At 71.5% G+C, this 19,008-nt stretch carries 13 protein-coding genes; 7 read left to right on the top strand and 6 right to left on the bottom strand.

All coding sequences use genetic code 11. The features are described from left to right. Positions 1–177 precede the first annotated feature (177 nt). On the top strand, positions 178–681 hold the full coding sequence (locus ACH4FH_RS16125) for a hypothetical protein (RefSeq protein ID WP_398556458.1): 504 nt from the start codon (positions 178–180) through the stop codon (positions 679–681). 103 nt (positions 682–784) lie between these two features. On the opposite strand, the gene ACH4FH_RS16120 is transcribed toward ACH4FH_RS16125, so the two are convergent. From ACH4FH_RS16120 to ACH4FH_RS16105, 4 genes are all read right to left on the bottom strand, one after another. Next, positions 785–1,990 carry a 4-hydroxybenzoate 3-monooxygenase gene (locus ACH4FH_RS16120; protein WP_398556457.1) on the bottom strand — a complete coding sequence of 402 codons (1,206 nt, stop codon included), beginning with the start codon at positions 1,988–1,990 and terminating at the stop codon, positions 785–787. A 187-nt stretch (positions 1,991–2,177) separates the two neighbouring features. Beyond that, on the bottom strand, positions 2,178–4,361 hold the full coding sequence (locus tag ACH4FH_RS16115) for a SpoIIE family protein phosphatase (RefSeq protein WP_398556456.1): 2,184 nt from the start codon (positions 4,359–4,361) through the stop codon (positions 2,178–2,180). A gap of 446 nt (positions 4,362–4,807) precedes the next feature. Continuing rightward, entirely contained in the window at positions 4,808–5,650 is an 843-nt protein-coding gene (locus ACH4FH_RS16110) for a hypothetical protein (protein ID WP_398556455.1), read from the bottom strand. Next, positions 5,650–6,924 carry a VWA domain-containing protein gene (locus tag ACH4FH_RS16105; protein ID WP_398556454.1) on the bottom strand — a complete coding sequence of 425 codons (1,275 nt, stop codon included), beginning with the start codon at positions 6,922–6,924 and terminating at the stop codon, positions 5,650–5,652. The genes ACH4FH_RS16110 and ACH4FH_RS16105 overlap by 1 nt, the downstream gene beginning before the upstream one ends. A gap of 168 nt (positions 6,925–7,092) precedes the next feature. Between ACH4FH_RS16105 and ACH4FH_RS16100 the strand changes: the two genes are divergently transcribed. The 4 genes from ACH4FH_RS16100 to ACH4FH_RS16085 all read left to right on the top strand — a co-directional run bounded on the left by ACH4FH_RS16100 (position 7,093) and on the right by ACH4FH_RS16085 (position 12,894). Further along, on the top strand, positions 7,093–7,902 hold the full coding sequence (locus tag ACH4FH_RS16100; RefSeq protein ID WP_398556453.1) for a type 1 glutamine amidotransferase domain-containing protein: 810 nt from the start codon (positions 7,093–7,095) through the stop codon (positions 7,900–7,902). Between the two features lie 106 nt (positions 7,903–8,008). Then, the gene (locus tag ACH4FH_RS16095) at positions 8,009–10,654 is read left to right on the top strand and encodes an ATP-binding protein (protein WP_398556452.1); all 2,646 of its coding nucleotides are present in this window, start codon (positions 8,009–8,011) and stop codon (positions 10,652–10,654) included. A gap of 226 nt (positions 10,655–10,880) precedes the next feature. Beyond that, positions 10,881–11,678 carry a dioxygenase gene (locus tag ACH4FH_RS16090; RefSeq protein ID WP_398556451.1) on the top strand — a complete coding sequence of 266 codons (798 nt, stop codon included), beginning with the start codon at positions 10,881–10,883 and terminating at the stop codon, positions 11,676–11,678. Positions 11,679–11,724: 46 nt separating this feature from the next. Beyond that, entirely contained in the window at positions 11,725–12,894 is a 1,170-nt protein-coding gene (locus ACH4FH_RS16085) for a hypothetical protein (RefSeq protein ID WP_398556450.1), read from the top strand. Positions 12,895–13,014: 120 nt separating this feature from the next. On the opposite strand, the gene ACH4FH_RS16080 is transcribed toward ACH4FH_RS16085, so the two are convergent. Continuing rightward, entirely contained in the window at positions 13,015–14,136 is a 1,122-nt protein-coding gene (locus ACH4FH_RS16080; protein ID WP_398556449.1) for an NADH:flavin oxidoreductase, read from the bottom strand. 207 nt (positions 14,137–14,343) lie between these two features. Further along, positions 14,344–15,900 carry a GMC family oxidoreductase gene (locus tag ACH4FH_RS16075; RefSeq protein WP_398556448.1) on the bottom strand — a complete coding sequence of 519 codons (1,557 nt, stop codon included), beginning with the start codon at positions 15,898–15,900 and terminating at the stop codon, positions 14,344–14,346. Between the two features lie 580 nt (positions 15,901–16,480). On the opposite strand from ACH4FH_RS16075, the gene putP reads away from it, so the two are divergent. Together putP and ACH4FH_RS16065 are read left to right on the top strand one after the other, a co-directional pair. After that, a complete protein-coding gene (gene putP, locus ACH4FH_RS16070; protein ID WP_398556447.1) occupies positions 16,481–18,007 on the top strand; it encodes a sodium/proline symporter PutP in 1,527 nt (508 codons plus the stop codon). Positions 18,008–18,210: 203 nt separating this feature from the next. Next, positions 18,211–18,939 (top strand): HAD family hydrolase, encoded by a 729-nt coding sequence (locus ACH4FH_RS16065; RefSeq protein WP_398556446.1) that lies wholly within the window; start codon positions 18,211–18,213, stop codon positions 18,937–18,939. Positions 18,940–19,008: the final 69 nt, after the last annotated feature.

Below are 19,008 nucleotides of genomic sequence, written 5' to 3'. Positions count from 1 at the left end.
GCGCTGGTCCCACACCCGCTTCGATTGCCGTCCCCCACAAGCGCTTCGGGGATGCGCGGACCCCGGACCGTCTTCCTCGCCGCATCCCGCGGTACTCGTCACCGTCCGGACGCTCCATCAGCCCGGAAGAGGGGTATCACCTCTGCGAATCCCCTCTCGCGTCTCCTGGAGTCGCACATGATTCATTCCGATCCCCTGCCCGGCGACATCGGGCTCACTCAAATCTCCGGCCATGTGGGCCGGTTGATCCGTATCGGCCAATGGCTGAACGGCAACGGATTCGCCGACTATCAGCACGCGTTCCTCGTGCTGCCCGACAACCAGCTGCTGGAAGCGGAACCGGGCGGGGCCCGGGTCCGGCCGCTCTCGTCCTACGAGGGCGTGGAGGTGTTGTACGTCTGCCCGTCCGGCCTCTCCGAGCGGCAGCGTGCGGACATCTGCTCCGCGTCCCGGGCATACGTGGACGTGCCGTACAGCTTCCTCGACTACGTGGCGATCGCCGCCCACCGGATCCATCTCCCCGTCCCGGGGCTGCGCCGCTATATCTCCGCCACCGGGCACATGATCTGCTCCCAGCTCGTCGACCAGTGCTACAAGGACGCCGGCGTTCACCTCTTCGACGACGGCCGCTGGTCCGGATATGTGACGCCGCTGGCGCTCCACCGGCTGCTGGCCCGCTGACAGCACCCGGCGTACGACTGCGGGCCCGGTGCACCTGCCGGACCCGCAGCGTCAACACCCGCACCACACACGGAGCCTGCTCCGCCCGCGACGTGTCAGACCGTCACAGGTCGGCCTCCTCGCCGAGGTACAGTCCCGCGAACGCCTGGGCCGCGGACTCGGAGCCCAGCAGCCGCCGGAGCCGGGCCGCGGCGGTGCCCGCGCGGAACCGGTCACCGGACGAGGCCCCGTGCATCACCTCCGACAGCCACTGCGAGAACTCCTGGTACTGCCAGACGCGCCGCAGACACGCCTCCGAATAGCCCGCCAGGCCGCTGTCGTCGCCCTGGTAGTGCGTGATCAGCGCGCCGGCGAGCAACAGCGCGTCGTTGATCGCGAGATTCATGCCCTTCGCCGCGATGGGCGCGACGAGATGGGCCGAGTCGCCCGCCAGATAGAGGCGGCCGTACGCCATGGGCTCCACAACGTAGTTGTGCATGTCGAGGACCACCTGCTCGATCAGCGGCCCCTCGGACAGCGGCGGGGCACCGGCGGCGCCGAGCCGGATGCGCAGCTCCTCCCACACCCGTGCGTGCGGCCAGTTGGCGGGGTCGTCGCCGGGCGCAACCTCCAGGTAGTAACGGGTGACCTCGGGGCTGCGGGCCATATGGGCACCGAAGCCCTGCTCGTGGATGCCGAAGACGACACCGTCCGCGGACGGCGGCGCCTGGGCGAGCAGCGCCAGCCAGGCGACGCCGTGGTGGTGACGGGTGATGACCGACCGGTCGGCGGGTATCGCCGCGTGCGTCACCCCGCGCGCGCCGTCGCAGCCCGCGATGAAGTCACACTCGACACGGTGCCGCTCGCCGTTCGACGGATCGGTGTAGGACACGGCGGGCCGCTCGCCGTCCAGGCCGCTCAGCACCACGTCCCGCACGCCGAACCGCACATCGCCGCCTGCCCGGTCCACGTACGACGCGGCGAGGTCGGTGACCAGCAGCGGCTGGGGGTAGACGAAATGGCGTCGGCCCGAGAGCTTCGCGGTCCGCACGGTATGCCGCTGCCCGGCGACCCGGAACTCGAATTGCTCCTGTTTCTCGGCGCGTTCGAGAATGCGATCCGCCAGCCCGTGCCGGGCCAGCGCGTGTACCGCCCACTCCTCCATGAACCCGGCACGTGGCCGCTGCTCGATGAACTCCCTGCTCTCCGCCTCCAGCAGTACGCAGTCGACCCCGGCGTTCCGCAGCAGATTTGCGACCGTCAGCCCGGCGGGCCCGGCACCGACGATCGCGACGGAGGTGCGCGTGAGGGTGGGCGAGGAGGAGGACACGACGTGAAGTTCCCTTCGGGACAGGGGAGAAGGAGTCCTCGCAGTATGGCGGTCGGCAGCGCCGCACGCCCCGGCGCCCCGGCGCTGACCTGCACCCATGGAGTCGTATGGGAAGGTCGCCCCAAAAGGTTCCCTCTGCTCCACCACCCTCGGTGATGCCACGGAACCGGCCGCCCGGTGCGGCGTCTCAGGTGGCGGTGATGACCAGTGCGGCCTGGTCGTCGAGGGTGGAGCTGCCCGCGAAGGCGGTGACCGCGGAGGTGAGGAAGTGCAGGAGGGCGGCGGAGGTGGGGGGAGCCGGCCGGAACACGCCGAGGGCGTCCACCAGGCGCTCCTCCCCGAAGAACTCGCCGTCGGCGGAGCGGGCTTCGGTGATCCCGTCGGTCACCAGCACCAGGCTGTCACCTGGATACAGCTCGACGCTGCCGGGGGAGCCTTCGAAGCCGGGGTGGATACCCAACAGCAGGCCCGGTTGCACGAGTTCCTCCACCGTGCCGTCGGCGCGGCGTACGAGCGGGGGCACGTGGCCGGCGCGGATCAGGTTCAGCGACAGGTGGGACGAGGCGTGCCGCAGCTCGCCGTAGACCAGCGAGACGAAGGTGTCGACGTCCTCGGGGTCGGCGTTCAGCGCGTCATTGACGGCGCCGACCACCGCCGACGGGTCGGTCAGGAGACGGGCGGCGGCCCGTGTGGTGTGACGCACCAGGCCGGTGGTGTTGGCCGCCCGGGCGCCGCGTCCGCACACATCGCCGATCATGATCGCCCAGCGCTCGTCGGGGAGCGGGAAGACGTCGTAGAAGTCGCCACCGACGTCGAGCCCTTCGCCCGCGGGGTGGTAGGACGCCGCCAGGTCGGCTCCGGGGATCACCGGCAGTGCGGGGGGCAGCAGGCCGGCCTGCAGATCGCGGGCGAGCTGGACGCGGTCGCTGAACTGGTGGGCGTTGTCGGCGCTCGAGGCGGCCCGGCGGGCGAGCTCCTCGGCGAGGGCGATGAGGTGCTGGTCCGGGGGCCGGTCGGTCGCCAGGAGCGTCATGACGCCGAAGGTGCGTCCGCGGGTGGTCAGCGGGGCGCACACGTAGCCGCTGACGCCCGGCTGCCCGCAGAGCCCGGCCGGCGAGTCGCCGCCGTGGTCGGTCTCGGTGGCGCCGGAGGCCAGTACCCGGGCAACCGCCTCGTCGACCTTGCCGCGGATGGCGGGGGAAGCGAGCAGGTCCTTCTTGGCCGGGCTGGTGGCGGCCACCGCGATCTGCCGGATCCGGCCCTCCTCCAGGACGTGGACGGTGCACAGCGGCGCGAGCGCCGGCACCGTCAGCCGGGCCAGGCACTGGAGACAGTCGGCATAGTGCGGCTCGCGGGTGATGGCGGTGCTGGCCTCCAATACGAAGGCCAGGTCCTCCCGTGCGGCCCGTTCCCGCTCCTGGGCGGCACGGCGGGCCGCCGCCGTATGGTGCCGTTCGATGGCGAGGGCGGCGATGCGGGCGAAGGCGGTGCTCAGCGCGATGTCATTGGGCTCGGGAGCCTTGGGCGAGCGGTGGTACATCGCGAACGTGCCGAGCAGCCGGCCGTCCGCGCCCTGGATCGGGGTGGACCAGCACGCCGCGACCTCGGCCCGCTCCGCCAGGTCCCGGTAGTTCTCCCACAGGGGATCGGTGAAGATATCGGTGACGATGACTGTCCCGAGCTTATGGGCGGCCGTCCCGCATGAGCCGACGCCCTCACCGATGGCTATCCCGTCGATCGCCTCGTTGTAGAAGGGCGGCAGACTCGGGGCGACGCCGTGCCGCAGGTGCAGCCCGTCGACGTCGGCGAGCAGTACCGAGACGATGGTGTCCGGGGAGAGCTCCTCGATGGTCCGTGCCATCCCGAGCAGGATCTCCTGCAGTGGGGCGTCGCGGGCGATCTGCTCCAGCAGAATGCGCTGCTCGGAGGCCAGCAGCTGGGCGTGGTGGAAGGCGGTGGTCTCCACGGCGAGCACGATCACCCCGTCGATGCGGCCCGCCCCGTCGCGGCGGGGCTCGTAGGTGACGTCGAAGAATCCCTCTCGCTCTTCACCCGGCCCGCCGATGACCAGCCGCCCGCCTCGGGCCCGGTAGGCGGTCCCGGTGCGGTACACCGCTTCGAGCCGGTCCAGGACGCCCTGCGGTACGAGTTCGGGAATCACCTCACGGGCCGGCTTGCCGACGCTCGTGGCGTCGCCTCCGAAGACCTCGAAGAAGGCCGGGTTCGCGGCCTCCAGCAGAAGCTCCGGGCCGTGGAGCGCGGCGAAGATCACCGGTGCCTGTCCGAACAGGTCCGCGTACTCGGTGTCACGTGCGTTCGCGTACTGCTGGGGTTCCGTGACCGCCGCGACACGCTCAGACCGTATGGACATGACCGCCCTCTCCGCCCGGCTACGGAATCATCTGGCTCCCACCGAGCCGTCCGCCTTGTACCGCATTCTCCGTGCTTATTCCACTTTGACACACCCGGAAACCGTTCCCGGGGGGCCGGTAGGGCCGATCTCCATGGCGGAACTTGTGCCCGGGGTGCCGCGCCCGACGTGAGAGGAGGCGAGGTCATCGGCGCGCGGCGGCTCGGGGAAGGGCCAGGGGGCAGCTGGTCGGGTGGGCGGCCACGGCGATGTGCCGCGGCCGCCCGGTGCGCCGGGCCTGACAGCAGGTCCGGTGGGCTGGGCCCGTAGGACCGGCTGGGCCTGATGGGCCGGCCTGATGGGCCGGACGGGACCGGACGGGCAGGAAGGGTTCGACTCCAAGGGCTGATCCGCTCGCCCTCAGAAACGTCCCGGCCTCGTCCCGCTGTCCCGCCCCGCCGGATACGTCAGGCGCCCGGTGGCACCCGCGACGCGGGCACCCCGGCCGGCCGGCCGGTCCCCCGGGTGAGGCGGTATCCCCCGATCCCCGCCAGGGCGGCGAGGAGTCCTCCCACCGCCGTCCAGATCCACCGGTCGGACCACCGCCCGGAGGACCAGCCGCCCTCCGGCTCGCCCATGGCCGTGGCCGGCCGGGACGACGCGCTCTCATCGGGCTGCGAGGACGCGGTGGCAGCGCCCGGGACCAGGGGAGCGGCGAGCGAGCCGTCCACGGCCCGTGCGCCGCCCTCGTCGGTCGTCGTGGCCTCGACCTCGGCGTGTACCGGCAGACCGAGATCATCCTGCGGAAGATCCACGACGGTCAGGCGGAGGTAGTAGCTGCCCGGCAGGGGATCGTTCGCCCACGGTTCCGCCCAGGCGCGGACCGTGCGCAGCGTGCAGGACAGCTCGACGGACGAGGCGTCCGCGGCTGCCACCTTCGTCTGGGCGCCGTACCTGCACGACTGACGCCGGCGGAGCCCGTCGAACACATCGAGCCGCCAGGTGGCCGCGCCCTGCCGGGCGGACTCCGGCAGCTTCACCTTCGCCGTGACGGTGGCGCGCTGCCCCGCATCGACGGGGACCACCCAGTACAGGTAATCGCCGGTGGACGCGTCGGCCGTGGCCCGCTGCCCCGGCCGGACGGCGGTCGCCGTACGGAAGGAGGTGCCCGCCTCGGTCGGAGCGGCGGCCTCGGCGTCCACGCCGGCGCTCGGACTCGGTGCGGGGCTGTCGGCAGCGGCGGTTCGCGCCATACCGAAGAGACCGGCACCCGCCAGCACCGCGGTCATCAATACGCCTACGGTACGCATCAGTTGGTCCTCCATACGGTGACGCGCAGGCGGGAGATCCAGCCCCACAGCAGTCCGGCCAGCAGTCCGGTGAGGGCCAGGAACCCCAGCAGCCACCAGCCGTGGCCGAGGCCGAAGGAGGCCACATCGGAAGCGTCGCCGGGCCCGTCCACCACGTCGACGGTCAGCTCGACGGGCAGGCCCGGATCCGTCTTGACCGAAGCGGGCGCCGAGAAGGAGTTGCTGACCTGAAGGCAGACGGTCTCCGCCGCGGGCTTCGCGTCGTCGTCCCCCGCGTCGCGTGGCGCGGTGGGGTAGCGCAGTCCGGACGAGATCACATCGGTGCGCCCGTCGCCCGCCTCCGAGCCGCGGACGATCTCCCGGCCGTGCACGGTCGAGGCACGCAGCAGGACCCCGTAGTCGTTGTTGACCGCGCGGTCCGCGGCGATGCTCACCGACGCCCGCAGCTCCTGACCGGGCTGGACCTCCACCCGGTACCAGCGGTGTTCGGCGAACTTCTCCCGGTCGGTGTAGAGCCCGGCGGCCAGCTTCGGGGCGTCGGCGCACTGCGCGGTGCCCTTGGTGGCCACCGGTGTGACGACGGGATCGGCGGCGCGCTCCACCAACTGGTGTACGCGGTCGCGTAGTTGCTCGGTGTGCTGCACGGAGGTGTAGGTACCGCCGGTCGCCTCGGCGATACAGCTCAGCTGATTGCGGGTCTTGGCGTTCGGCAGCAGCCCGAGCGTGTCGACGACGAGGTGGATGCCCTCGGCGGCGATGTCACGCGCCACCTGGCACGGGTCGAGCGGGGCGCAGGTGTCCTCGCCGTCCGTGATGAGCACGATCCTGCGGGTTCCGTCGCCGCCCTTGAGATCGCGGGCGGCACCCAGCAGGGCCGGGCCGATGGGCGTCCAGCCGGTGGGGCGAAGGGTCGCCACCGCCGTCTTCGCCTCGGTCCGGTCGAGCGGCCCGACGGGGTAGAGCTGCCGGGTGTCCTTGCAGCCGACCTTCCGGTCCTCGCCCGGGTAGTTGGCGCCGAGCGTGCGTATGCCGAGCTGGACCTCGTCCGGCACCGCGTCCAGCACTTCGTTGAACGCCTGCTTGGCGGCGGTCATCCGGCTCTGTCCGTCGATGTCACGCGCGCGCATCGAGCCGCTGACGTCGAGCGTCAACTCGACCTTGGGGGAGGGGTGGGAATCCGGCTCATCAGCCGTGGCAGGTGTGGGAAGCAGCCCGACTGCCAGCGCGGCAAGCAGCCCGCACACCCCGGCCGCCCACCGTTTTCTTATGATCATCGCCGGATCGTAATGAGATTCCGGCTCCGCTCCAAAACGAGACCCGATCCGCCGTGGCTCGGGCGCCGTTCGGGCCTGCGGTATGCCGCTTCGCGGGCCACCGGAATCCTCGCCTCGGTTCGTGCCCTGGGGCGCGACGTCCGCCCGGGCGGCTGGCATCCTGACCGCATGCGTGTGCTGATCCCCCTTCCCGATCGCGACTTCGACATCACCGAGGTCGCGGTGCCCTGGCGGTTGCTCACCGATGCCGGCCACCGGGTCACCTTCGCCACCGAGCGGGCCGGCACCCGGCCCGCGGGCGATCCGAAGCTGCTGACCGGAGTCCTGTTCCGCCGGCTCGGTGCCGCGGAGGAGCCGAGGCGCTACTACGACGAACTCATCCAGAGCGCGGAGTTCGCCGAGACGGTGAGCTGGGGCGAGCTGAACCCGGACGCCTTTGACGGGCTGATCCTGCCGGGTGGGCACGCGCCGGGGATGCGGCAGTACCTGGGCTCGGCGGTTCTGCAACAGCAGGTCGGCGCATTCTGGGCACTGGACCGTCCGGTCGGCGCGATCTGCCACGGCGTCCTGGTCGCCGCGCGGACCCGTACGGCATCCGGCGCCCCCTGCGCTGCCGCTCAGGCGGAAGCCGGTGATGCGGTCGGCGACCGTAGTGTGCTGGCGGGCAGGCGAACGACCTGCCTGCCGAAGTACATGGAGCGCTCCGCCTACCTGGCTACTGCCTGGCGCCTCGGGCGCTACTACCGCACCTACCCTGCGTACGTGGAAGACGAGGTCAGGGCAGCTCTTGACGAACCGGACGGGCGGTTCGTCCGGGGGCCCAGGACGCTTACCGCGCGTGGCACGGCGGCCGACGACACGCCGGCGTTCGTCGTGCAGGACGGCAACTACCTCTCGGCCCGGTGGCCGGGAGACGCCTATCTCTTCAGCCGCCGGTTCCTGGAGCTGCTGGAGACCTACGCCGGATCGCGGGGCTGACCCGGAGATCCATGGACCCGACGGCTCCCGTGTACGGCCGGATCACAGCTGCCAAGAGCGCAGGGGTTGCTGGTGCTGGTGCGGCAGTTGGGGAAGAGTGCTGCGGGTGACCACGACGCGGACATGTGAGATGTGCGGCGCCGAGTTGCCCTCCCCCATCCCGCACGGGCGAGACGGCAAGGCCAGGGGTGGCCGACCCGCCCGCTACTGCTCCGGCGCCTGCCGGCAACGCGCGTTCCGCCGCCGCGCCGGTCGTCAGGAGATCGTCCGAGGAGGCTCCGGTGCGCCGGAGGCGACAGATCCACTCGACGGGACGGCGGAGGCGCCGGGCGGTGGGCTGCCGCGGCCGCTCGACGAGTTCATCGGCCGCGAGCGTGAACTCGCCCGTCTGCGCACCCTGTTGAGGTCCACCCGCCTACTGACCCTCATCGGTCCCGGCGGGGTCGGCAAGACCCGGCTCGCGCTGGAACTCGCGAGCCGGGTGCGCATCGGCCGACGGGGACGCGCCCAGCTGGTCGAGCTGGCCTCGCTCCGCGACGGCGAGCTGCTGCCCCAGACCGTCGCGGTCGCCCTGAGGGTCGGCGAGCGCGGCGGCCGGGCCGGCGTCGAGGCCCTCGTCCACGCATTGGGCACCCGCAGCATGCTGCTCGTGCTGGACAGCGGTGAGCATGTGATCGAGGCCTGTGCGCAGCTGGCCGCGACCCTGCTCAGCCGCTGCCCCGGCCTGCGGATTCTCGCCACCGGCCGGGAGGCCCTGCGGGTGCCCGGCGAGGTGGTGTTCCGCGTGGGGGTGCTCGCGCTCGCACCGCACGGCGAAGAGCCCGGCGCGGACGGGCAGCAGCGGCCCGCGGAGGCGGTCCGGCTGTTCGTCGCGCGCGCCCGGACCTGCGCACCGGACTTCGCGCTGCGCCCCGGCAACGCGCCTACCGTGGCCGAGATCTGCCGGCGGCTGGACGGCCTGCCGCTCGCCGTTGAACTCGCGGCCCGCCGGGTCGGGGCCCTGTCTCCGGCGGACATTTTGCGGGGGCTGGACGACCAGCTCGGCCTCCTCACCGACGGCAGCCGGACGGGGCCGGGCCGACACCGCGGACTCGGCGCCGCGATCGACTGGAGCCATCTGCTGCTGGAGCCCGTGGAGCGGATCGTCTTTCGGCGCCTGTCGGTGCTCGAAGGCGGCTTCGACGCCGCCGGGGCTGCCGCGGTCTGCGCCGGCGGCCCGGAGCTCGGTACAGAGGCGGTGCGGGAGGCGGGCCACGGGGCGCCGCGGGCAGCTGGAGTGCCTTCCGACCAGGTGCTGCGGGTGCTCTGCGCGCTGGAGGCCAAATCCTTGATCGTCAGGGTGCCCGGCGACGAACCGAACGCGGCTCGGTTCCGGCAGCTCAGCGCGATTCGCGCCTACGGGATCAACAGACTCACCGAGGCGGGAGAGCTGCACGCCACCTGGCACCGCGCGCTCGACCGGCTGGCCGGCCAGGCCGCCGAGGATCACGGTTCGGTATTCGCCGACGCCGCCGTCCGGCCGCTCGCCGCGGAGCGGGAGAACCTCGCGGCGGCCGTCGCGTACACCACCGGCCGGCCCGACGCCCGCCATGTCACGCTCGCGCTCGCGCTGGCCCGACTGCACTACCACCAGGAGCAGTTGACGCTCGCCCGCGTTCTGCTGACCAGAGTGCTCTCCGAGGCGGAGGACGGTGGGTTCCGGGGTGCGGCGCTGGCACTGGCCACCCGTTCGGCCTGTCTCCAGGCAGATCACGGAGCTGCCCTCGCCTTCGCCGAGGAGGCGGTCACCGTGGCCCGCGCGCGGCGTCGGGCCGCAGACGTGGCCAACGCGCTGGACGCGCTGGGGGCCGCCCGCCTGTGCCGGGGCGAATTCGCCGAGGCGGTCACCGCATTCGCCGAGTGCCTCGACGTGGTCCGCCCGCTCGGTCACCCGCTGGACACCGCCCTGTGCCTGCACCATCTGGCCTGGGCGCTGCTCCAGACGGGCCGGGCGGCCGCGGCAGACGAGCTGATGGCGGAGTGTCTGCCCACGCTGCGGGCCGAGGCCCCTCCGGGTCAGGTGATGGCGGCACTGCACACCGCCGGCGCCATCCGGTTGGCTCAGGGGGACACCGGCGGCGCTGAAAGGCTGTTCACGGAGGTGCTCCGCCAAGCGCCTGTGGAGAGCTATCACTCGTTGTATCCGCTGGAGGGTCTCGCCATCGCGGCAGCCGAGCGGGGTGACGCGGAACGGGCACTGCGGCTGTCCGCGGCGGCCGTGGAGATGCGTCGGCGGATCGACACGGAGCCCGAGGCGCACTGGCAGCAGCAGGTGGCCGCGGCCGCCGCACGAGCGAGGGAGCGGCTGCGCCCCGCCGCCGCGGACTCGGCCGTGACCGCGGGCCGCCGGCTGCGCGGAAAGCCGCTGACCGCGTACGCCCTGCGACACGCGGACAGCGCGCCCGCACGCACCGCCGCGGCCGGCCACCACCCCTCCGCCGTCGAAGGGTCTGTCCCCGACCCGCCGGAAGGTCTCGGCGACGCCGAGCACGCCGGATACGCGGGCGGTGGGCCGGCGTTGACGGCGCGGGAGACGGCGATCGCGCGGCTGGTCGCCGAGGGATTGACCAACCGTCAGATTGCCGCGCACCTGGACCTCTCCCGAAGCACCGTGGCGGGACATCTCGACAGGGTCCGTGACAAGTCGGGGCTCCGTTCCCGTACGCAGATCGCGCTGTGGATCTCAGGTCGGTCCCCGGGCCCCGCGCGCTGAGGAACCACAGTCCGCCAAACACCCTCCGCCCGGCTTGCCGCTCGCGGTTTCGTCACGCGCGCAAACTCACCGGTCATCCGATCCGTGTACGGAACGGCGCGGCCCCGGAAACTGTGCGGAACAGGGCGCTCCGCGGCTGCCTGAGCGTGCGGCTCTTCCCACCGGGGCGCCCTGCCCGCCGAGTTGAAGCGACGCTCGACTCGATGCCGATTCACCTGGAGATGCGATGCAGTACGACGACGAAGCGGAACCGGCGGCCGACGGCGCCGAAGCCCGGCACCAGGACGCCATGAACGTCACGGACGTCACCGACGTCACGCAGGGCAATTCTCGAAGGGCGTTCCTCAGGACCACTTCCGCGGGCGTGACCTCGGTCGCTCTCGCGGCAACCGTCACAGCCTCGGCGGCCTCGGCCGCCGCGGCGCAGCAGCCCGTCCCGACCTCCGCGCCGAAGCAGCCGTCACACGTGCGCCCCGCAGGGCTCACGAAGGCCGTCACGCCCGCCTGCTCCGGGCAGGAGACTCCGGCTTCCGTCGAAGGCCCGCTCTTCAAGCCGGCCTCCCCCGAGCGCGGTGACCTCGTCACCCCGGGTACACAGGGGGTGCGGATCGACCTCACGGGAGTCGTCCACGACACCGGCTGCACCCCGCTGCCGGGCACCCTGATCGAGTTCTGGCAGTGCGACCGGAACGGTGACTACGACACCTCGGGATTCGCCCTCCGTGGCCATCAGTACACCAACAACCGGGGCGTCTACCTGCTCCGGACCATCATCCCCCGTGACTATTGGGGCCGTTGGGGGCAACGGGCACCGCACATCCACACCCGGGTCCAGGCCCCCGGGAGTCCCGTCCTGGTCACCCAGCTGTACTTCCCCGATGACACCGAGGCATACGGCCGGGACTTCGCCGCCCTCAACGTCGCGGACAGGCTGCACAACCGCGCCTGCACCATCGCACTCACCGCACGACCCGGCGGGGCCTACTCCGGCACCTTCGACTTCGTTCTCAAGACCACGGCCTGAGTACCCGCCGTTCACCACCTGAGACCCACACCTGACGGAGGACAGCATGACGAAATCGTCATCCACCGCCCCGGCGCGGGGGCCGATACGCCGCCGGGCGCCCCTGCTCGTGGCGCTCGCAGCCGCCGTGGCGGCCGCGCCCCTCGCCCTGGCCGCCCTGGCCGGTGACCCCGCCGCATCGGCGGCACCCGCAGCGGCTGCCTCGCACGCAGGCACATGGCAGCGCACGCCGGTGCCCGTGGCCAAGGGCGACTTGGCCGGCATCGCCGCACTCAGCGACACACAGGCATGGGCCGTGGGCTACCGGCTGAAGAGCGCCACCGCCCTGGAGGCGGTCGCCCTGCGCTGGGACGGCGCGGCCTGGACGCAGGAATCCACGCTGCCGGCCAACAGTTTTCCGCAGGCCCTCGCGGTTCGGTCGGCCGACGACATCTGGGCGGTCGGGTCCGCGACGGAGCACTGGGACGGAAAAACCTGGACCACCCGTCCCCTGGACAGGGATCCGGCGGGCCGGGTCGTCCCGGACGCCGTGGCGACCGCGCCTGGCGGTCAGGCATGGACGGTGGGGCGGGCCATGGCCCGGTCGGTCAAGGACGGCGTGCCGGCCGTCCAGTTGTGGGACGGCACGTCATGGAAGCGACAGACCGTGCCCGACGTGGGCACCGGTGAGCTGAGCGCGGTGACAGCCGTCGCCGCCGACGACGTATGGGCCGTGGGCACGTCGTACACCGCAGACGAGAAGTCGCCGCAGACGGCTCTGCTGCTGCACTGGGACGGCACCTCCTGGAAGCGGATCACCGCTCCCGACCCGGCGGGCGCCCACCACTGGCTGAGCGGCATCACCGCGCTCGGCGCCGACGACATCTGGGCGGTCGGCGGCGGCAGCAGCACGTCAGGCGATTCCGAGAGCCCGTACGCGGTCCACTGGGACGGCACCAATTGGACCGCGACCACGACTCCAGACGTCCCGGACGGCCGCCTGCGAGCTGTGGGCAGGGCCGCGGACGGCACGCTGCGGGCCGTGGGCGGGAAGGGGGCCGCTCCCGTGGCTCTGCGATGGAACGCGCCGGACAAACGGTGGGAGAAGACAACCGACCCGGGCGTCGTCGTCCGCGGGTTCGCGACCGTTCCGGAGAGTTCCCGGCTGTGGGTCGCGGGCATCGAAACACGCGGCGACCTCGTCCCGGCCATCACCCGATTCTCGGGCGCCCACTAGGCGTATCGCTCACGAGCGGTTGCCCGACGCACGTATGCGCTCCGGTAGTCCCGTCGCGGTCACACGGTCGTCTCGGTGCGGGGCACGGCGCCGGAGCGGCGCCGTGCCCCCGCCTCCGCGTCAGCTGAGCGAGCGCAGCATCGCGGCGTCGAACGGCACCAGTTCGCCGGTGCGGCCCTCGAAGATCTTGGCGGCCCACTCCGGGTCACCGAGCAGAGCCCGGCCGATGGCGACGAGGTCGAACTCGTCCCGCTCCATCCGGTCCAGCAGCCGGTCGATGCCGGCGACCCCGGCCTGCTCGCCCTTGAAGGTCCCGATGAACTCGTTGTCGAGTCCTACCGAGCCCACGGTGAGGGTCGGCCTGCCGGAGAGCTTCTTGACCCAGCCGGCGAGATTGAGGTCCGAGTCCTCGTACTCCGGCAGCCAGTAGCGGCGGGTGGAGCAGTGGAAGGCACTCACGCCCGCCTCGGTGAGCGGCGCCACGATCGCGTCCAGCTCCTCCGGCGTGTCGGCCAGGCGGGCCTGGTAATTGCCCATCTTCCACTGGGACATCCGGAACAGGACCGGGAAGCCCGGCGAGACCGCCGCGCGGCAGGCCGCCACGATCTCGGCGGCGAAGCGGGTGCGCGCGGTGAGGTCGCCGCCGTACGCGTCGGTGCGCCGGTTGGTGCCCGACCAGAGGAACTGGTCGATGAGATAGCCGTGCGCGCCGTGCAGCTCGACACCGTCGAAGCCGAGGCGTTCCGCGGCGGCGGCAGCCTCGGCGAACGCCGCGATGACGTCATCGAGGTCCTGCTGCGTCATGGTGTGCCCGGCCGGCCCGCCGTCGAGGGAGATACCGGACGGCCCGGAGGGCGGTGCGTCGGGGAACGGCGGAGCGCCCGCCTTACGGGCCATGCCGACGTGCCACAGCTGAGGCATGATCGTCCCGCCCGCCGCGTGGACCGCCTCCACCACGCCTCGCCAGCCGGTGAGCGCGTCCTCGCCGTGGAAGCGGGGGACGGCGCCGCTGGTTCCGGCAGCCGCGTGATCGACGTAGGTACCCTCGGTGATGATCAGGCCGACGCCGCCGGCGGCGCGGCGTGCGTAGTAGTCCGCGACATCCGCCCCCGGGACGCCGCCCGGCGAGAACTCGCGGGTCATCGGTGCCATGGCTATCCGGTTCGGCACCGTGAGGCCGTCCAGGGAAAAGGTGCGGGAGAGCACCTGCGCCGCCCGGGCGGCGGTGTCGCTGGCATTCACGTGTGGGTCTCCTAGGTTGAGGCGCGGTCGGAGAGCGCCGCTTGCAGGCAGCGTTCCGCTTCCTCAACAACGCGGGACCGGAGGCATCATCCGTTTTTGGTTGTTGCCTGCGCCACATCTACCGACACGCGTACGCAAAGACGATGCGCCGGGACGCCCCGGGGGAGGTGCCCGGGCGCCGCCGTGCACGCGCGGCGGCCTCTCCCGTCAGGCCGGCGCCGGAAGGCCGCGGATCATATCCGCCGCCTTCTCCGCGATCATGATCGTGGGGGCGTTGGTGTTGCCGCGCACGATGGTCGGCATCACGGAGGCATCCACCACCCGCAGGCCGCGCACACCGTGCACCCGGAGGCGGGAGTCGACGACGGGCCCGATGGAGCAGGTGCCCGCCGGGTGGTACAGGGTCTGCAACTCGCGGCGGGCGAAGGCCAGTAGGCCGGCGTCGTCCAGGGAGCGGGGGACCAGGAAGTCCTCGCGGCGCTGTTTGCGCAGGCTGGGCTGGTCGGCGATGTCGAGCAGCAGGCGCAGCGCGCGGACCATGGTGGCGCGATCGTCTTCGGTGGTCAGGTAGTTGTGGAGGATGTGCGGCTTGGCGCTGGGGATCGCCGACCGCAGGGAGACCTTGCCGCGGCTGGTGGGGGAGAGCAGCACCGCGCCGAACATGAAGGCGTGGTCGGTGACCGGGCTGATGCCCTCCTCGTGGAACATCACCGGCGTGGCGTGCACCTGGATGTCGGGGGCGGCCAGCCCCTCGTGGGTGCGGTGGAAGCCGCCCGCCTCGCCGACGTTGGAGGTGAGCGGTCCGCGGCCCTCGGCCTCCAGCAGCCGGACGTTGTCCGCGGTCTGCGCGGTCATCAGGGATTCGCTGTCGGTCAGATAGCTCAGCCCGACATGCGGGTGGTCCTGCAGGTTCTCGCCCACCGGGAGGTCCACGCGGGGCGTGATGCCTCGGGCCGCGAGGTCACCGGCCACACCGATACCGGAAAGCATGAGCAGCTGCGGGGAGTTGTACGCACCGGCCGAGAGCAGCACCTCCCGTTCGGCGTGCAGTGCCAGCAGTTCGCCGCCCCGGTCCACCTCGACGCCGGTCGCGCGGTCGCCTTCGAACAGGACGCGGGTGCACTGGGCCCCGGTGAGCACGTCGAGGTTCGGACGGTCCAGGGCCGGCCGCAGGTAGGCGACCGCGGTGCTGCAACGCATGCCGTCCCGTTGGGTGAGGTGGTAGTAGCCGACGCCGTCCTGTTCCGGGCCGTTGAAGTCGGTGGTCAGGGGGTGGCCTGCCTCTTGCGCGGCAGTGACGTAGGCGGCCATCAGGGGATGCCGCGAGCGGCCCTCGCTGACGGTGAGCGGACCGCCGGTGGCGTGCCATGGTGCCGAAGGGCCCTGGAAGTCCTCGGCCCGCAGGAAGTAGGGGAGAACGTCCGTCCAGCCCCATTGCTCCGCACCGCCGGCGGCCCAGCCGTCGTAGTCCTGCCGGTTGCCGCGGATGTAGATCATCGCGTTCATCGACGATGAACCGCCGAGCATCCGGCCCCGGGGCAGGAACCGCCGGCGGCCGTCCAGGCCGGGTTCGCAGTCGCTGAGGTAGCTCCAGTCGTACTTCGTCTGGAACAGCTTGCCGAAGGCGGCAGGGATGTGGATCTCCGGCGCGTCGTCCGGGGGACCGGCCTCGACGACCAGCACCCGGGTGTCGGCGTCCTCGGTGAGCCGGGCCGCGAGCACACACCCCGCCGAACCGGCACCCACGATGATGTAGTCGTACATCCATCCCCCTCGTCCAGCTCGGCCGTCCCTCCCACCCAAGTGGCCGCGCGGGCTTGATCACACCGGGAAACCAGCCATAGTCGGCGAGTTGGGGGCTGGGATGGGGCTGGGGAGCGGGAGGGACGGGGGAAAGTTCCGGAGTGTGGCAGGCCGCCGGAATTTCGCGGGCCCCTACAGCAATTGCGTGTTCAACGTTATCGTTTGGAAATTGACTTCCTCAGACCGGACAGTAACTCCCGTTCAGGAAATGCCGTGTAGTGGATAGCGGGTCGACATCGACGACAAGTCCGGCAAGGGCCGGGTTCGGTCGAGTCTCTTTTCGGCTTCGAATCGGCAAATTACTGGACCGACGGGTGTTGCCGGCTGCGCGGAACGGGAGTCGGGCAGGGCCGGTGGAGGGGCAAGCCCGAGGTCAAAGGGGCTGGGAACGCCAAGGAGATCCGCCAAAGGGGTGCCGCTTTCGACGGCTGATCCGTATTGTCAGCACGCGCCGGATCATTGTCGCTCCGGGACTCCTCGTGGGCTCTCCCCTTTCCGGGGCCCCGCAATCCTTGGCAGTACCCGTATCAAGGGAGCAGTGGTGACACTCCTGATCGTACCCGTAATGATCATCTTCGGGGTATTCCTACTCGCGATGGTGACCGTAGGTATCTGGGCCTATCAGGACACCGTGACGTTCTCCGACTTCGCCCTCGGCGGGCGCCGCCTGAGCGCACCCGTTGCGGCCCTGTCGGCCGGGGCCAGTGACATGTCCGGCTGGCTGTTCCTCGGGCTGCCCGGCGCCGTGTACGCGGCCGGCATCGGCGCCACGTGGATCGCCGTCGGCCTCGCCGCCGGCACGTACCTCAACTGGCGCTTGGTCGCGCCGCGTCTGCGGACGTACACCGAGCTGGCCGGCGACGCCAAGACGCTGTCGGCGTATCTGGAGGAGCGGTTCGAGGACGGCAGCAGGGTCCTGCGCCTGCTCTCGGCAACCGTCATCGTCGTGTTCTTCACCGTCTACGTGGCCAGCGGACTCCTGGCCGGTGGCGTCCTGTTCGAGGGCATCTTCGGTGGCGGCTTCGAATTCGCGCTCACCGTCTTCGCCGTGGTCATCGTCTTCTACACCGTCCTGGGCGGTTTCCGCGCGGTGAGCGTGACGCACTCGGTGCAGGCCACGCTGATGTTCCTCGCGGCCTTGGCCCTGCCTGCCATCGGCATCGGCATGCTCGGAGGCTTCGGCGCCCTGCGCGGCGCCATCACCGACAAGAGCGCATCCCTCCTGGACATGGCCGGCCAGGCCGAGTTCGACGGGAGCCGCTGGACGACCGGCGAGCCGCTCACCGCGGTGGCGGTCATCTCCCTGCTCGCCTGGGGCCTGGGCTACTTCGGCCAACCCCACATCCTGGTCCGCTTCATGAGCATCCGCAGCACACGGGAGATCCCGCTGGCCCGCCGTATCGGCGTCAGCTGGGTGGTCGTCTGCCTGGCGGGCGCCTCCCTCGTCGGTCTGGTGGGGATCGCCGCGCTCGACAACACGCTGGAGAATCCGGAGACCGTCTTCATCGAACTCTGCGCCCAGCTGGTCAACCCCTGGATCGCGGGCATCCTGCTGGTCGCCGTGCTGGCAGCCATCAAGTCCACCGTGGACAGCCAGCTGCTCGTCTCGGCCATGGCGCTCACCGAGGACTTCTACCGCACATTCGTCAAGCGCCGGGCAGGGGACGCGGCGATGGTGCTGGCGGCCCGCGCGACGGTGGTGGTCGTCGCACTGGTGGCATACGTCATCGCGCTCAGCGGCGGCGCCGTACTGGACATCGTCGCCTACGCCTGGGCGGGATTCGGCGCCGCCTTCGGCCCGGTGATCCTCCTGTCGCTCTACTGGCCGCGCATGACCCGGGCCGGCGCGATCGCCGGCATCGTGACGGGAGCGGTCACCGTCGTCCTGTGGAAGCACATCGACCCGCTCCTCGGGCCGCTCCAGTCGGGCATCTACGAGATCGTGCCGGGCGTGGTGGCGGCCACGGCCGCGGCCCTGATCTTCGGAAAGTTCGTCGGCCTCCCGCCGCGGCGCACCTGGGCCGGCCCCATGGAGAGGAAGGACACCTCCACGGTGCCGGTCGGCTGATCGCCGTTGGGGCAGCTTGTGGGCGCCCGGCTCTACCCGCACGACGGCCGGACCGTCGCGCGGGAAGAGCCGGGCGCCCACGATGGTGAGCCGGGCCTTTCCCCCGCAGAGCAGAGGGCGGTGCCCAGGTCGTTCACGGCGCGGCGACCCGGTAGCGGGGCGGGCGCCTGGCCTCTCCGCCGACGCTGCGATAGGAAGCGTGCATGAGCCGTCTCCCTGTCTGTGGTCCGGAAGGGCCCATCCGTGCCACGACTTCCGGACGCCCGTCCGCCGTCCGGGCCGTACTGTTCGACTTCTCCGGCACGCTGTTCCAGATCGGAACGTACGCGGACAGGATCCGGGCGGCGCTGCCGCGGCCGGTCGACGACGTAGGGATGGACCTCATCCTGAGCGGACTCGAAGCCGGCCTGTCCGACCCGTCCGTGGTAGCGGCTCAGCATGCCCGGGACGTGTCGTCGCGAGCCCACCGCCATGCCTTCACCACGTGGTATTCCTCGGTTCCCGAGCTCGCCCCGGTCGCCGACGCCCTCTACGCGCAGTTGCAGGCCCCCGAGCATTGGGTGCCCTATGCGGACACCGCGTCCACGCTGAGTCAACTCACCGCCAACGGCGTGGCGTTGGGGGTGGTCAGCGACGTGGGGTGGGATTTGCGTCCCACTTTCGCCCATCACCACCTGGACCACCACTTCACTTCCTGGGTGCACTCCTACCAACACAAGACCGAGAAGCCGGACCCGGCGCTCTTCCAGCACGCGTGCCGAGAGCTGGGTGTCGAACCGGCGTCGACGCTCATGGTGGGCGACCACCCCGCGAAGGACGGCGGCGCGGCAGGCTCCGGCCTCCGCTCCTACGTCCTTCCCGCGGGCGCCGCCGCAGGCTCACATCGCGGGTTGGACGCTGTGCTGAGGCTGGCCGGCCTCAACGCCACCTAGCACGGCTACGGATGAGGGGGTGCCCCCTGCCCCGCCTCCCCGTCACCCGGAAGGCAGGCCCACTGGGCC

This window comes from Streptomyces sp. NPDC017993, assembly GCF_044328065.1.
In the GTDB taxonomy this organism is placed as follows: domain Bacteria; phylum Actinomycetota; class Actinomycetes; order Streptomycetales; family Streptomycetaceae; genus Streptomyces.
The sequence above is the reverse complement of the archived record's forward strand: the minus strand, read 5'-3'. Positions and strand labels throughout refer to the sequence as shown.

Excerpts from the sequence above, each read along its gene's own strand:
- ACH4FH_RS16125 (WP_398556458.1), top strand. The coding sequence starts at position 178 with ATGATTCATTCCGATCCCCTGCCCGGCGACATCGGGCTCACTCAAATC.
- ACH4FH_RS16115 (WP_398556456.1), bottom strand. The coding sequence starts at position 4,361 with ATGTCCATACGGTCTGAGCGTGTCGCGGCGGTCACGGAACCCCAGCAG.
- ACH4FH_RS16110 (WP_398556455.1), bottom strand. The coding sequence starts at position 5,650 with ATGCGTACCGTAGGCGTATTGATGACCGCGGTGCTGGCGGGTGCCGGT.
- ACH4FH_RS16105 (WP_398556454.1), bottom strand. The coding sequence starts at position 6,924 with ATGATCATAAGAAAACGGTGGGCGGCCGGGGTGTGCGGGCTGCTTGCC.
- ACH4FH_RS16100 (WP_398556453.1), top strand. The coding sequence starts at position 7,093 with ATGCGTGTGCTGATCCCCCTTCCCGATCGCGACTTCGACATCACCGAG.
- ACH4FH_RS16090 (WP_398556451.1), top strand. The coding sequence starts at position 10,881 with ATGCAGTACGACGACGAAGCGGAACCGGCGGCCGACGGCGCCGAAGCC.
- ACH4FH_RS16085 (WP_398556450.1), top strand. The coding sequence starts at position 11,725 with ATGACGAAATCGTCATCCACCGCCCCGGCGCGGGGGCCGATACGCCGC.
- ACH4FH_RS16075 (WP_398556448.1), bottom strand. The coding sequence starts at position 15,900 with ATGTACGACTACATCATCGTGGGTGCCGGTTCGGCGGGGTGTGTGCTC.
- ACH4FH_RS16065 (WP_398556446.1), top strand. The coding sequence starts at position 18,211 with ATGAGCCGTCTCCCTGTCTGTGGTCCGGAAGGGCCCATCCGTGCCACG.